The following is a 13,770-nucleotide window of genomic DNA, read 5'->3' as shown; positions in this document are numbered from 1 at the left end:
ATTATCCGGCGGACGGCCGGAGAAGTTCGTGCAACAGCGCCGGGTCCGCGTTTCCTCCGGACACGATCGCGACGGTACGCCCGCCGGGCGCCTTCCCCGCCAGGTACGCCGCGGTGGTGAGCGCGCCGCTGGGCTCGGCGACGATCCGCGCCTGATGCGCCAGTACGCCGACCGCCGCCCGGATCTGCTCCTCGGTGACGGTGACGATGTCGTCCACATAGGCCTGTATATGGGCGAAGGTCAGCTCGGACGGGCTGGTGCGAACGCCGTCGGCGATCGTCCGGTAGGTCCGCTCCACCGGCCAGGGCACCAGGGTCCCGGTATGCAGCCCTTCGGCGGTCTCGGCCGCCAGCTCCGGCTCGACGCCGATGACGCGGGCCGACGGGCTGAGCGCCTTCACCGCCGCGGCGACACCGGAGACCAGCCCACCGCCGCCGACCTGCACCAGCACGACGTCCACGTCGGGCAGATCCGCGACGATCTCCAGTCCGAGCGTGCCCTGACCGGCGATGACCGCCGGATCGTCGAACGGCGGCACGAGGGTGGCGCCGCGTACGGCTGCGATCCGCTCCGCCTCCGGCAGCCGCTGGGCGGGCGGGACCAGCACGATCTCGGCACCCTGTGCCCGGATGGCCTCGACCTTGACGCTCGGCGCGCCTTCGGGGACGACCACCCAGCAGGCGATCCCGGCCATGCGAGCGGCGTATGCCAAAGCCTGGCCGTGGTTGCCCGAGGAGTGGGTGACCACGCCCGCCCGAAGCGACTCCGCCGGCAGGGAACGGACGGCGTTGGTCGCGCCGCGCACCTTGAACGCGCCGGTCGGCTGCAGGCTCTCCGGTTTGAGCCACAGATCCGGGCCGATCCCGGGCACGGGCAGCAGCGGCGTGCGCACGACGACCCCCTCGACGCGGTCCGCGGCGGCCCGAACGTCGGCCAGAGTCACCAGAGTAGTCACGGCGTTCAGCCTACCGCTTTATTTCATTGCGCAATCAGCGTGGACGCCTTATCGTTGTCTTCAGTCCCGCAAGCCCGATGAGAAAGGGGAACGACATGCGAAGCCGACGCTGGCGCCGAGCCTCACTCGCCGCCGCACTGCCGTGCCCCCGACGGGGCTCGCTCACCCGGGTTGGCTGGCGCCGCTAAGCGCGCCACATTTGGCTTTCGCCGTCCCCGGGCACTCCGGCGGACGGCTTTTTCTTTGCTCCCTGCGGGTGTAGCTCAGCTGGTAGAGCACCGGACTCCAAATCCGGCGGCCGTGGGTTCGACTCCTACCGCCCGTGCTTATTCACGCATTCTTAATTCCATAGTGGATTCTGCAATTTGAATTGCAGTTCGACCGGAACGGGGGAGACGGCAACCCGTGCGTTTTGGGAACGCGAGACACTCCGTTCGACTCGGAGGTTCCGGACTGACGCGCCCGACGGGGGCGGGTACGCCACGGCGTGCCCGTGGGGGGCGGGCGCGTACTCGGGCGACGCGCAGGTGCGCAGCGATGTCCTGCAAACATCGCGGGTGGGGTTCGATACCTCGGTTGTCCACGATGCCCGGCTGGCCCAACGGGAGAGGCGGCGCACTTAGAACGCGCAGGTTTGGGGGTTCGAATCCCGCTGACCGCACTTCTGGCGGCTCGCGCAAGCGCTCCCCGGCGGGGTACGGCACAACTGAACACGCGCCTGTAGCTCATCGGGACAGAGCGCCCGCCTACGAAGCGGGAGGTGGCAGGTTCGAGTCCTGCCAGGCGTACTGGGGATTGACAAGCCTTCGTAGCTCAGCGGAGAGAGCACCGGGTTCCGAGCTCGGGGGTCGCTGGTTCGAGTCCAGCCGAGGGCGCTTTCCGTGTCGTCGAGGTCGCGGCTTGCTGCGGCTACTTTCGCCAGACCTGCATGTAGTGCTCGCGATAGTTGTCGGCGGGTTCCCAGTAGGTGGCGCCGTCGATGTTGTCGACGGTCGTGAGGTGCACGGGCGCGACGTACCCGCTGCGGGGCGTGCCGCTGAGGGCCCGATTGAGTTCATCGATCGTCTGCCACCCCTGTTCGAGCAACGGCTCGGGCACGGTCGCGGCCTGGTAGTGGCCGGTTCGGATGCTGTTGAAGGCCATCGGGTCGCCGTCACCGGCTCCGATGTTGAGGGGCGCACCGTCACCCGGCTTTCCGGCGTCGTCCAGCGCTGCGGCGGCGTCAGCGAAGTAAAGATCGTTGATTGCCACGGAGTACGTCCACGTGTCGCCCAGGCGGCGGATCAACGCCGAGGTTCGCTGCGGCGTCTGATTGCTGGAATCGGCGATCGGTATGTCTTCGGTCGACAGAACCTTGACTCCGGAACAGTCCGCCAGAGCTCTCTTGATCAACTGGGACTTGTTCCGGGCGAACGGGATGGACAGATCGGTGAATACCACCACGCCGGCGCTTCCTCCCGATTCCGCAATGATCCACTGCGCACTGATTCTGGCGACGTCCCCGACGTTGGTGGTGACGTTCGCAAACAGCTCTGATCCCGTGCCGGGGTGAGGCGTGTCGATGACGTGCCAGCCGACCAGTGGGATGCCTGCCGCTCTTGCCTGGCGCACTTGGCGAGCTGTCGGCCTGGTGTCGAATCCCGCGATGATGATGCCGTCGGGATCCAGACCGAGGGCCTGACTGAAGGCGAGGTTGATGCCGGCTTGCGTGCCGTCGCCGTCGATGACGTGCATGTTCCACCCGATGGCGCCGGCAGCTTCAGAGGTGCCCTTGGCGACGCCGGCTATCCCGGGATTGGTCATGGTCGCCGCGACGAACACGACGGTCTTGCCCACTGCCGCAGGGGGGCCGGTGGTAGGACCGGTCCACGCGTGTGCGGGGATCTTCGCGCGGGCCACCGCCGCCTTGGCCGAGGCGTACGCGCCCGGACAGCTCGACCCGTCGCCGGACGGAGGCCGATGCCGAGCTGTGTCGCTGGGACCGGCCGTGCACGCGGTGATGGCGATGATGGCGACGGCGGCGGTCGCGACGGCAGCACGAGCCCGTGGCGGTGGCCGTCGAACTGCGTACATGTCGCCTCCCGGCTGGAAAGACGTGCGTCTCGTGAAGTGACGCTCGGCTCGGTCGTCATGCGTCTGTCATCGACGTCTCCGGCGAGTGTTCGGGCTCGGTGGTTTGCTCTGTTCCGCCGGCGCCCCCGCTGACGGACGTCAGCCATGCGGTGAAGTCCTGCGCGGGCATAGGCCGGCATACGCCGTACCCCTGCACCCCGTCACACCCGAGATCGATCAGGCACTGCCCGGCGGCCGGCGTCTCGACGCCCTGGGCGATCACGTACAGGCCACGCTCATGAGCAGCCCTCACCCACCCGCTCACCAGGGTGCTGGCCAGCGAGCTCTCCACGATCTGGCCGCCGAATCGCCGATCGATCTTCACGGTGTGAATCGGAGCGTCGGCCAGGATCGACACAGCGCCGTAGGCCGCGCCGAAGTTGTCGAGACACAAGTCGGCGCCGGCATCGCGCAGACGCAGCATCGCTGGGATCGCGCGGTCTGGCTCGATCACCACGGTCGCCTCGCTCACCTCAAGTTCGAGCAAGGCTGGTGGCAGTCGGCGATCTTCGATCACGCGCCGGACGAGATCGGCGGTGGACTCGCCGTAAAGGCTACGTGCCGCGAGGTTCACCGACACCTTGACGTCCAGCCCGTCGGCCAGCCATTGGGCCTGTCTGTCGGCGGCCTGCCGCAGCACCCACTCGGTCAGGGCGGACATCAGCGAGGTGTGGGCCACCTCGGGGATGAACATGCTCGCCTCAAGCAGTCCGTATTCGGGATGACGCCACCGCGCCAAGGCTTCCGCCGAGGAGATCGTCGAGTCTGCGGCGCGGACTGGCTGGTAATAGAGCTCGAGCTGATGGCCGGCCAGGGCTCGGCTCAGCTGGCGCACCGTCGTGGCCGCGGGCTTCGGCGGCCTGGCGACCGCGACCTGCGTGTACTCGGCGACACCCGCTCCGGAGTGCTTCGCGCGATACATGGCCATGTCGGCGCTGCGCATCAGGTCCTCCGGCACCGTGCCGTCGGCTGGCGCCCACGCTATTCCGATGCTGGCGTCGACCTGCACGCGGCTGCCAGCGATTGTCATGGGCCGGCGGATGGCCTGGCGGATCCGGTCGGGCACCTCGCGGGCCGCGGCACGGTCGGACACCCGGGGCAGGAGCACTGCGAACTCGTCCCCACCGAGCCTCGCCGCGATGCTGGAAGGTCCGCCTTCCCGCTGGATGATGTCGGCCACGGCCACGAGTAGGTCATCGCCGGCATGGTGGCCCAAGGTGTCGTTGACCGCCTTGAACCTGTCCAGGTCGATCAGAAGCAGCGCGGCCGGAGCCGCATCGGTCGCGTCGGCCAGGATCTGTGGCGCCACCCGGCGCATCAGCATCCGGTTGCCCAGACCGGTCAGCGAGTCGTGTATAGCGGCGCGATCTTGTCTGAGCTGGTTGCGGCGTACCTGCAGAATGCCGGCTATCGCAAGGAGGAGGACGAGCAGCCCGCCGACGTACAGCAGCCACATCGACCGGCTCAATGACTCCTCGACCGACGTGCTGGGCAGCACGACCTCGGCTACCGCGTCCATCACGCCGTCGCCGTTGGCGTCGTACGGCTGGTAGACGACCAGGTTTTCGCCGTGGCGGGGATTGTCGGTCGCGTCGCCGAGGAACGGCTCACCGGCCCGTGCCCGCTCGAACACCTCGGGCCTCGGTGCGACGATGCCACCCTGGCCTTCGTCCGCGTAAACGAGCTCTCCGGTCGTCATCGACCAGATGCTGAGGTCCACCACCTCGCCGCGACGCTTGAGGAGGATGACATCCGCCTTCAGATCGGAGCGGTCCACCGGATGCATACCGTGGGTGATGTCGGTGAGGGTCAGGCTGCGGTCGATGACGACTGAGCTGAGGACCTCGGCTTCTTGCACCGCACTCTGCACCGTCCGCGACCGGATCTGCTCGCGGAAGGCCAGAACGCCGGTGACAACAGTCAAGGCCACAACGGTTACCACCGCCACCAAAACCCGCCACGACGCCAACCCGCGTGACTCTGTCGGTGCCGTGGATCTTCTGGCCAACGGAAACCCCCGTCCCGTCATCACCAGCCTAGGTCGCCTTCGCCAGACAAGCCAAGGCAGCCCGCTGACTCGGAGCAGCACGCCGGCTTCCTCGGTCGCGCGCCGCTTCTGTCAGGTATTCGACTGTTTCATGTTGATTGAGCAGAATCAGTCGATACGCCACCTAATCGGTCGCGGGCGCGGGTGGGACAGAACAGCTAGCGGAGCGGGTCGGTGAAGATCGCCGTCCCGCCGGGGCTGACCCGATCGGTCCAGCTCGAACCGTTCCAGAACCGGTACACGTGCCGACCGGTGGGGTCGGGGTACCAGCCGGACGGCGCGATCGGGGCGGGCAGCCGGTCCCGTTCGGGCACGACCGCCGCCCCGCCGTCGATGAACGTGTCCACATCGTCCAGTGGGACCAGCCGGGCGCCGAGTTCGCCCGCACGACGGGCCTGCGGAAGGCGTACGTCGGTGTCGGCGAGCACGGCGGCGGCGACGGTCCGGGTCAGGTTCGTGGCGAGCTGGTAACCGGCGTCCTCCAGGCGTACGCGGATCTGGCGCGGCACCTGCGGGCTGCACCAGACGCGGGGGCCGGTGCCGGTCGGCTGCGCGGGCAGGTCGGGGGTGACGTCGGCGAAGTAATCGGGCAGGTCGAGCAACTGCGCGATGGTGGTCAGCCGCAGTTGCTCCTGCCGCGTCAGTACCCCGCTGCCCAGCGCGGCGTCGCGTACGCCGTCGAGGAACCGCCGGTGCAGCTCGCGCACCTGCTCGGCGCCCATCCCGGCCCGGCCGGCGAGGCGACCCAGCCGACGCGCCTTGTCGCCGGTGAGCCGGCCGTCGGCCAGCGCTTCGGTGAGGTAGTCGAGGTAGGGCTGCGCCCCGATCGGGTCGTGATCGGACATCGACACCGGAAGCTTGGTGACGATCGACCGAATCCAGCCGTCCTGACCTTTGCGCAGCCGGGTCACCCGCGTACGCGGGCCGGCCAGCCGGCGTAACCGCGGCAGCGCCGCCGGAGCGACCGGGTACCGCAGGCCGGGCGCCGCCGCGACGAGCCGAGGCAGCAGTTCGGCGGTCGCCCGGACGTCACCGAGCGCGGTATGCGCGTCCCGCAGGTCGATGCCGCAGACCTCACAGCAGGTGGCCAGCCGATAGTTGGGCGAGGCCAGGACTTCCCGGGCGACGCGCAAGGTGCAGAACGCGGGGATCGGTGGCACCTCGATCGGCAGCCGGGCGAGTTCCGCGGCGAGGAAGCCCTCCTCGAACGCGGCGTTGTGGGCGACCACGATAGTCCCGTCGAGCCGGGCGAGGATCTCCCCCGCGATCTCCCGGAACGTGGGCGCGCCGGTCACCATGTCCTGACTGATGTGATGCAGGAAGGTGGGGCCGGGGTCGCGGCCGGGATCGATGAGCGTCGCCCACTCCTCCACGATCCGGTCGTCCTCGACCCGGGCCATGGCGATCTCGACGATCCGGTCCTCCGCCGGGAACAGCCCGGTGGTCTCCAGGTCGATGACGACGTAGGGGCCGCGCGGCAGCTCGTGACCGTCGGCGCCCAGTTCGGCATACGCGAAAAGCTCCATCGCGTCCGATTGTCGCAAGAGGATACGACAGAGTCGTATCCTCTTGCGGGCGACCGGTGCTACCTCGCCCCGGACGACACCGCCGCGACGGATCGGCGGTAGTCCTTCAGGGTGATCGCGTCCGCCTTCGACATGAACTTGGCCATGACGTTCTTCATCGGCCAGTGCGTGCTCATGCGCATGGAGAGGTTGCGCATCGAGATCATGAAGGCGGATCCCGGCGCCATCCCCTTCGCCCCGCCGGGCGGCAGCTCCTGGGCCTGCTTGACGTAGGCGGCCATCTCCTGCTGGTATCGCGCGAACGCCGCCTCGTGGTCGTCCGGGGTCGCCGCCAGCTCACCGGCCAGCACATACGCGCCGACCAGCGACAGGCTGGTACCGAGCCCCGCGAGTGGCGAGGCGCAGTAGCCGGCGTCGCCCAGCAGGACCGTGCGGCCCTGCCACCACTTGTCCACGTGCACCTGGCACATGGTGTCGAAGTAGAAGTCGTCGGCGTGCGGCATCGCGGCCAGCATCGCCGGAACCTTCCAGCCCGCGCGGCCGAACTTCTGCCGCAGGATCTCCTGCTGCGCGGTGATGTCCCGGCGGTCGTACCGCAGCGGCGGCGACAGGAACGTCATCATCGCCTTCGCGGTGCCGCCACGCTCCGGGCGGATGCCCACGCACAGGCCGCCGGGCTCGTTGTACATCAGGAACCAGTGGTCCAGGTCGCCCGGGTCCGGCACGGTGAAATACGCCGTGTACGCGCCCAGCGGCGTCACGTACTGCTCCTCCGGACCGAAGGCCAGCCGGCGTACGCCCGAGTGCACGCCGTCGGCTCCGACGACGAAGTCGAACCGACGGGTGAGCCCGCTCGCGAAGGTGACCTGGACGCCGTCGCCGACCTCGGTCAGTTCGACGATCCGGTCGTCGAACAGGTACTCGACGTCGGTCGTCGCCTCGGCCAGCACCTGCGTCAGGTCGCCGCGCATGATCTCGATCTCGGCGACGATCCCCTCGCCGCCGAACATGTCGGCGGGCATCGCGTACGTGCGCTGTCCCTTGGCGTTGACGCCGGCGATGCCGCGCTCGTCGACGCACAGTTCCTTGACTCGGGGCATGACGCCCATGCGCTCGGTGACCTCTTTGCCGGCGCCGCGCAGGTCGACGGCCTGGCCGCCGGGCCGGAACGTCGGCGCGATCTCGACCACCGTCGGCGTGAAGCCGTACCGCTTCAGCCAGAAGGCCAGGGCCGGTCCGGCGATGCTGGCGCCGGAGATCAGGACCGTCTTGCTCATGACTCCCCCAGGGTGTCTCGTGTACGCTGTACATCGTGATGCGTACACCATACGTTCGCCCCCTAGAACAGCGCAAGTGCCTAGAACACCGGGCGTTTCAGCTGACCACTGTACTAGAACACCGAGGTACGCGTGGAGCTGCCGGGAACCGACACGCGGCCACGCAAAGTCCGGTGGCGGACAGTGGTGTACTAGTACAGCCCGAACTTGTGACGGAGGAGCCGTGAGCGTCCCGCCCTACCAGCGCATCGCCGACCAGATCCGGCACCGCATCGCCACCGGGGAGCTGCAACCGGGGCACCGAGTGCCGTCCGCGCGCGCGATCACCCGCGAATGGGGTGTGGCGCTGGCGACCGCGACCAAGGTGCTCGCCGTGCTCCAGCAGGACGGCGTCGTCACCGTCGTGCCCGGGATCGGCACCATCGTCGCGAACATCGACGGGGCCCTGGCGAACACGGCGGCCTCGAACTCCGAGACCACGAACGCGGCGGCTTCACGGGCCTCGGCCCGGCGGTCCGAAGGCGAGCTGACCCGCGACAAGATCGTCCGCAAGGCGGTCGAGATCGCCGACGCCGAAGGGATGAACGAGGTCTCGATGCGCCGCATCGCGGCCGAACTCGGGGCGGCGACGATGTCGCTGTACCGCTACGTGCCCAGCAAGGACGACCTGATCCTGCACATGATCGATATCGTCATGGGCGAGGACAACTTCCCGCCCGAACGCCCGGCCGGCTGGCGCGCCCAGCTCGAATTGGCCGCCCGCCTCCAATGGCGGCTGTTCCACCGGCATCCGTGGCTCGCCCCGGTGTTGTCGCTGACCCGGCCCCAACTGGCCCCGAACGCGCTCCAGCACACGGAGTGGATCCTCGGCGCGTTCGACGACGAAGACCTCGACATGCTGACCCGCATGCTCATCCACATCACGATGTTCAGCTTCGTCCGCGGCATCGCCACCGCCTTCGAACCGGAGCAGGAGGCCCAGCGCGAGACCGGGCTGACCGAGGACGAATGGATGCAGACCCAGGAACAGGCCTTCCACGACTTCGTGAGCGCCGGGCACCTGAAGCGGTTCTTCGAGTTCACCAAGAACGTCGACTTCGACTTCGATCTGGACAAGCTGTTCGAGTTCGGCTTGGGCCGGATGCTCGACGGCCTGGCGGCCTTCCTCGCACACGGCAAGCCCTGACCCGGCTGCTTCCCGCCGGTCGGGGCTCAGCCGACGCCGAGCAGGACGATGTCGAGGTCGCGCAGCCGGTCCTCATCGGTCTCGAACTCGATGTTGGTGATCTTGCCGTCGTCGAAGGTGAACGCGAGGACCGCCTTGGCCCGGCCACGATGCGCCCACACCGCCGCCGGCACGCCGTCGACCAGCGCGAGCACGGCGGCCTGAGCCCGCCCGGAGAACATCGCCGCGACCGCCTGAGCCCCTTGGGCGTCGCCGGCCACCGCGTCGGGATCCAGCAGCTCGACGAGCGCGGTGAAGTCCCCGGCGCGGGAAGCCGCCAGGAACGCCGCGATGACCTCGCGCTTACGCGATCGGGCGGCGTCGGACGCGGCCGCCGCGCCCTGCACCCGGCGCCGGGCCCGGCTGGCGAGCTGACGTGCCGCGACGGGCGACCGGTCGAGGATCGTGCCGATCTCGGCGAACGAGACGTCGAAGACGTCGTGCATGACGAACGCCAGCCGCTCGGCGGGGGTCAGCGTGTCCAGCACCACCAGCAGCGCGACGCCGACCGAGTCCGCCAGCAGCGCCTCGTCCTCGGGACCGGCCGAGCCGGTCGGCACCGCCGGCTCGTCCTGCTCGGGCGGCAGCGCTCCGGCCGGGTCCTCGCGTCGCGTACGGCGGGATTCCAGCATGTTGAGGCAGACCCGGGCGACGACGGTGGTCAGCCAGCCCGCCGGGTTCTCCACCTGGGCGGTGTCGGCCCGGCTCACCCGCAGCCACGCTTCCTGCACCGCGTCCTCGGCATCGCTCGACGAGCGCAGCATCCGGTACGCCACCGCCCGCAGCCGGTCCTGATGCTCGGCGAACTGCTCGTTGAGCCACTCCTGCTCGGCCATGTCACGTTCCTCCGTTCTCCCCTGTCATACCGAATGACCGGCGAGATCCAGCCGATGTGACATCCGGAACCTACAAGGAGAAACCCATGCACCTGCACCTGAGCGCCCTGATGCTCGGCGTACGAGACCTGGACCGGGCCAAGAAGTTCTACGCCGAGGGTCTGGGCTGCGAGATCGAGAAGGACACCCGGCACTTCGCGCTGCTCAACCTCGGCGAGGGTACGCCGCAGCTGGCGCTCTACGAATGGGACGCGGCGGCCCTGGACGCCGGTGTCTCCGCCGAGGGAACCGGGTTCCGGGGCGCTTCGTTCCACTTCAATCCGGCCACCCGAGCCGAGGTCGACGAGACGATCGCCAAGGCGGTCGCCGCCGGCGGCAGCGTGGTGAAGGAGGCGGCGTCCGCCCAGTGGGGCGGCTACTTCGGCTACTTCAGCGACCCGGACGGCTACCTCTGGAAGGTCACCACCTACGGCGAGTGACACTCCCCTCACCTGCCTCGCCTTGCTAGCCGCACCATTTCCCGCTGGATCAGGGATCTGGGTCGAATCTTGGGTCAAGATTCGACCGGGAACCCTGATCCAGCGGGAGAAGCCGGAAGGATTCAAGCCATGAAGTTTCGGACGTACGTCGAGCCGCCAGAACCGATGCACGGACTGGAGGTGCCGCCCGATGTGGTGGAAGCCCTCGGCGGCGGCAAACGCCCGCCGGTGATCATCACGGTCAACGGGCATACCTGGAAGAGCCGGGTCGCCATCATGCGCGGGCGCAACCTGCTCGGCCTGAGCAACGCCAACCGGCAGGCCGCCGGCGTCACCGTCGGCGAACAGGTCGAGGTCACACTGGAACTCGACGCCGAACCCCGGGTCGTGGTCGAACCCGATGACTTCGCCCGCGCGCTCGACGCCGATCCGGCTGCTCGGGCGGCGTACGAGGGGTTGGCGCACAGCCATAAGCGCGAGCATGTGCTGGCGATCGAGAGCGCGAAGAAGCCCGAGACCCGGGCGCGGCGGATCGAGAAGGCGATCGCGATGCTGCGCGGCGAATGACCCTTCTGCTGAGAGCGCTCTCGGGTCTAGCGTTCTCCCTGCGGCATACCCGAGCCGCTTGGCAGAGAGGCCAGGCCCGATGAGCAAATTCAAGCCCACGATCGAGGACGTGGGGCGTGCCGCCGGAGTGTCGCGGGCAACCGCATCCCGCGTGATCAACAACGCGCCCGGGGTGGCCGCGCCGTTACGCGCTCGCGTCGAGGCGGCCATCGCATCCCTGGGGTACCGGCCCGACGAGCACGCACGGGCGCTGGCCTCCGGGCGTACGCGAGCCGTGGACGTCGTCGCGATCAGCTGCCCCGACGCCGGCTGGCTGGGCAACCACCCCTACTTCGGCCGTGTCCTGGCCGGCATGGTGCCCGTCCTCGACGGGGTGAACACGCAGCTGCGACTGCATGCCGTCGGCTGGGAGAACGCCGCCGACGCCATCGACGAGATCGCCGCGAACTCCACCCTCGGCGCGGTGCTCGCCGACGTCCCGCCCGACCTGGCGGCCCGGTTCCATCGCCGGTGCCGCCGGGTCGTTTCGATGGTGCCCACCTCCCCTGTCGTTCCAGGGATGGCGGCCGACAACGTCGGCGGGGCGTACGCCGCGATCGAGGAGCTGTATCGGCTGGGCTGCCGGAGGATCGCCGCCGTGCACGGCCCGATCCTGAATCCGTGCGCGACCGACCGGCGTACCGGTCATCGGCAGGCGATCGAGCGGTTCGGCCTCGCCGAGCTGACCGTCGACGAGGACTTCAACCGCCACGGCGGCTACCAGGGGACCCAGCGGCTGCTTGAGCGGCACCCCGACATCGACGGCATCTTCGTCGCCTGCGACCTCATGGCCGCCGGGGCGATCCAGGCGATCACCGCGAGCGGGCGGCGCGTACCCGACGACGTGAGCGTCATCGGGTTCGACGACAGCATCGTCGCCAGCTGCACCAACCCGCCCCTGACCACGATGGGACTGCCCGTCGAGGAGATGGCCGCGGCCGCCACCCGCCTGTTGCTCGACGGCGTCCCGCCGAGCGGCCTCCGGGTGCGGTTCCCGGTCAGCCTGGTCCGCCGGGACAGCACCCGCCCCACGGCGGGCCCTAGGTGATCTTGGCGAGTTATGGTCGCCCCGACGACCCTTCATCGCCTAGATCATCTTCCTGGCCGATCGGAAGGCCGCGTCATCCCGGATAACGCGCTGAATCGGCGAGCGCCGACGAGGGCGGAACGCTAGGCGGTGCGGGAGCGCAGCCGCCGCAGCATCCGGGCATCCTCGAAGCCGACCGCCCGCGCCGCCGCCTCGACGGTCGCACCGTGCCCGATCAGGTGCTCCGCGCGTTCCACTCGCAGCAGTTGCTGATACCGCAACGGGGTCAGCCCGAGCACCCGGTCGAACAGGCGGGTGAGCGTACGCTCGCTGACTCCGCCGGACGCGGCCAGTTCCGCCAACGGCAGGCGGTCGGCGTACCGGGAGTCGATGACGTCCTGGACCCGGTGCACCGCGTCGTTCACGTGGGCCCGATGACGCAGCATCGCGCTTTCCTGGCGTTCGTCGCCGTTGCGCCGGGCGTACACGACCATCTCGCGGGCGACCCGCGCGGCCAGGGCCGGGCCGTGGCGCTGGGCGAGCAGGTGCAGGGCCAGGTCGATGCCGCTGGCGATGCCGGCCGAGGTGACGACGCGGCCGTCCACGACGTAGAGCACGTCGCGCACGACGCCGGCCCGGCGGTAGACCGCGGCGAGCTCGTCCTGGAGGTCGTGGTGGGTCGTGCAGCGACGGCCGTCCAACAGGCCCGCCTCGCCGAGGGCGAACGCGCCCGCGCAGACCGACGCGACCGTCCCACCTCGACGGTGGTGCTCCCGCAGCCGTTCCAGTGTCGCCGGGCGGAACTTGTCCCGGTTGTGTGCCGAGGCCGCCTTCCAGCCGGGCACCACCACGAGGTCGTCGGCGGTCAGCTCCGGCCACTCGACGCCCGCGAGCAGCGACAATCCCTGGTTGGCCGCCACGCCCTCCTGCTCGCCCACGTATGCCAGCCGGTAGTCCGCGCCGAAGTCGGCGGCGGACGAGAACGCCTGCGCCGGTCCGGCCAGGTCCAGCAGGTGCACGCCGGGGGCGAGCAGGAAGACGACGGTGGTCACGCGCCGGTCAGCTCCTCGACCGTGGCGATCGTGGCGAACCGGCCGCTCAGCGCGTATTCGGTGCGGGCCAGGATCTCGTCGACGCCCAGCGTGCGTGGGTCGGCCGAGATCTCCTCGACCGACCGGCCTGCCGGGGCGTCGCGGTGCTCGATCGGGTTGGTGGCGGTCGCGTCGATCACGAAGGTCACGGCGTACCCGAGGTCGGAGGCGACCCGGGCGGTCGTCTCGACGCACTGTTCGGTGCGGATCCCGCAGACCACGACCTCGCCGATCCCGGCCTCGACCAGACGCTGCTGAAGGTTCGTCGTGGTGAACGCGTTGTGCGAGGTCTTCCGCAGGATCGGCTCGCCGTCGGCGGGGACGAGTCCCTCGAACAGCCGCACGAATCCGAGGGCCGGATCGAAGACCGTGCCGGAGCCCGGCTCCTCGTGGAGGACCCAGACGATCTGCTCGCCGTTCGCCCGGAACGTTTCGGCCAACCGGGAGACCTGCTTGGCGATCTCCGGATTCGAGCTGGCGGCCCAGATCGGCCGCTGCCGGAACGACTCCTGAACGTCGATGACGATGAGTGCTCGCTTCTTCATGCCCCTGATCCTGCCCGCGGACGCCGGACGGCGTCAGGCACCAT

Annotated in this window: 13 protein-coding genes and 3 tRNA genes; 8 read left to right on the top strand and 8 right to left on the bottom strand. The window is 69.3% G+C overall.

What is annotated here, in order from left to right:
• Nucleotide 1: 1 nt before the first annotated feature.
• Nucleotides 2-955: a threonine/serine dehydratase gene (locus tag AB0H43_RS20270; protein WP_360001124.1), complete on the bottom strand. Its 954-nt coding sequence runs from the start codon at nucleotides 953-955 to the stop codon at nucleotides 2-4.
• Nucleotides 956-1,207: 252 nt separating this feature from the next.
• Between AB0H43_RS20270 and AB0H43_RS20265 the strand changes: the two genes are divergently transcribed.
• The 3 genes from AB0H43_RS20265 to AB0H43_RS20255 all read left to right on the top strand — a co-directional run bounded on the left by AB0H43_RS20265 (nucleotide 1,208) and on the right by AB0H43_RS20255 (nucleotide 1,830).
• Nucleotides 1,208-1,280, top strand: a tRNA-Trp gene (locus AB0H43_RS20265).
• Nucleotides 1,281-1,669: 389 nt separating this feature from the next.
• Nucleotides 1,670-1,743: transfer RNA gene (locus AB0H43_RS20260), tRNA-Arg, on the top strand.
• Between the two features lie 14 nt (nucleotides 1,744-1,757).
• A tRNA-Arg gene (locus AB0H43_RS20255) sits at nucleotides 1,758-1,830 on the top strand.
• Between the two features lie 34 nt (nucleotides 1,831-1,864).
• Here the strand turns inward: AB0H43_RS20255 and AB0H43_RS20250 are convergent.
• Nucleotides 1,865-2,791 (bottom strand): substrate-binding domain-containing protein, encoded by a 927-nt coding sequence (locus AB0H43_RS20250; RefSeq protein ID WP_360001122.1) that lies wholly within the window; start codon nucleotides 2,789-2,791, stop codon nucleotides 1,865-1,867.
• Between the two features lie 16 nt (nucleotides 2,792-2,807).
• On the opposite strand from AB0H43_RS20250, the gene AB0H43_RS20245 reads away from it, so the two are divergent.
• On the top strand, nucleotides 2,808-3,068 hold the full coding sequence (locus tag AB0H43_RS20245) for a hypothetical protein (RefSeq protein ID WP_360001120.1): 261 nt from the start codon (nucleotides 2,808-2,810) through the stop codon (nucleotides 3,066-3,068).
• Nucleotides 3,069-3,083: 15 nt separating this feature from the next.
• Here the strand turns inward: AB0H43_RS20245 and AB0H43_RS20240 are convergent, their stop codons facing one another.
• From AB0H43_RS20240 to AB0H43_RS20230, 3 genes are all read right to left on the bottom strand, one after another.
• Complete coding sequence (locus AB0H43_RS20240) at nucleotides 3,084-5,015, bottom strand: EAL domain-containing protein (RefSeq protein WP_360001119.1); 1,932 nt, start codon at nucleotides 5,013-5,015, stop codon at nucleotides 3,084-3,086.
• Between the two features lie 257 nt (nucleotides 5,016-5,272).
• Nucleotides 5,273-6,640, bottom strand: coding sequence for an exonuclease domain-containing protein (locus tag AB0H43_RS20235; protein WP_360001117.1), 1,368 nt, complete (start codon nucleotides 6,638-6,640; stop codon nucleotides 5,273-5,275).
• A 59-nt stretch (nucleotides 6,641-6,699) separates the two neighbouring features.
• Nucleotides 6,700-7,917: an FAD-dependent monooxygenase gene (locus AB0H43_RS20230; RefSeq protein WP_360001115.1), complete on the bottom strand. Its 1,218-nt coding sequence runs from the start codon at nucleotides 7,915-7,917 to the stop codon at nucleotides 6,700-6,702.
• Nucleotides 7,918-8,140: 223 nt separating this feature from the next.
• On the opposite strand from AB0H43_RS20230, the gene AB0H43_RS20225 reads away from it, so the two are divergent.
• Entirely contained in the window at nucleotides 8,141-9,103 is a 963-nt protein-coding gene (locus AB0H43_RS20225; RefSeq protein WP_360001112.1) for a TetR/AcrR family transcriptional regulator C-terminal domain-containing protein, read from the top strand.
• Nucleotides 9,104-9,129: 26 nt separating this feature from the next.
• Here the strand turns inward: AB0H43_RS20225 and AB0H43_RS20220 are convergent, their stop codons facing one another.
• Nucleotides 9,130-9,978 (bottom strand): sigma-70 family RNA polymerase sigma factor, encoded by an 849-nt coding sequence (locus tag AB0H43_RS20220; RefSeq protein WP_360001110.1) that lies wholly within the window; start codon nucleotides 9,976-9,978, stop codon nucleotides 9,130-9,132.
• A gap of 86 nt (nucleotides 9,979-10,064) precedes the next feature.
• Between AB0H43_RS20220 and AB0H43_RS20215 the strand changes: the two genes are divergently transcribed.
• From AB0H43_RS20215 to AB0H43_RS20205, 3 genes are all read left to right on the top strand, one after another.
• Nucleotides 10,065-10,457: a VOC family protein gene (locus tag AB0H43_RS20215; protein ID WP_360001108.1), complete on the top strand. Its 393-nt coding sequence runs from the start codon at nucleotides 10,065-10,067 to the stop codon at nucleotides 10,455-10,457.
• A 129-nt stretch (nucleotides 10,458-10,586) separates the two neighbouring features.
• Complete coding sequence (locus AB0H43_RS20210) at nucleotides 10,587-11,024, top strand: YdeI/OmpD-associated family protein (RefSeq protein WP_360001106.1); 438 nt, start codon at nucleotides 10,587-10,589, stop codon at nucleotides 11,022-11,024.
• 79 nt (nucleotides 11,025-11,103) lie between these two features.
• On the top strand, nucleotides 11,104-12,111 hold the full coding sequence (locus tag AB0H43_RS20205; protein ID WP_360001104.1) for a LacI family DNA-binding transcriptional regulator: 1,008 nt from the start codon (nucleotides 11,104-11,106) through the stop codon (nucleotides 12,109-12,111).
• 122 nt (nucleotides 12,112-12,233) lie between these two features.
• On the opposite strand, the gene AB0H43_RS20200 is transcribed toward AB0H43_RS20205, so the two are convergent.
• The gene (locus tag AB0H43_RS20200; RefSeq protein WP_360001103.1) at nucleotides 12,234-13,142 is read right to left on the bottom strand and encodes a DJ-1/PfpI family protein; all 909 of its coding nucleotides are present in this window, start codon (nucleotides 13,140-13,142) and stop codon (nucleotides 12,234-12,236) included.
• Nucleotides 13,139-13,726 carry an isochorismatase family protein gene (locus AB0H43_RS20195; protein WP_360001101.1) on the bottom strand — a complete coding sequence of 196 codons (588 nt, stop codon included), beginning with the start codon at nucleotides 13,724-13,726 and terminating at the stop codon, nucleotides 13,139-13,141. The genes AB0H43_RS20200 and AB0H43_RS20195 overlap by 4 nt, the downstream gene beginning before the upstream one ends.
• Nucleotides 13,727-13,770 lie beyond the last annotated feature (44 nt).

The organism is Hamadaea sp. NPDC050747, from assembly GCF_040654195.1.
Lineage (GTDB): Bacteria > Actinomycetota > Actinomycetes > Mycobacteriales > Micromonosporaceae > Hamadaea.
The sequence above is the reverse complement of the archived record's forward strand: the minus strand, read 5'-3'. Positions and strand labels throughout refer to the sequence as shown.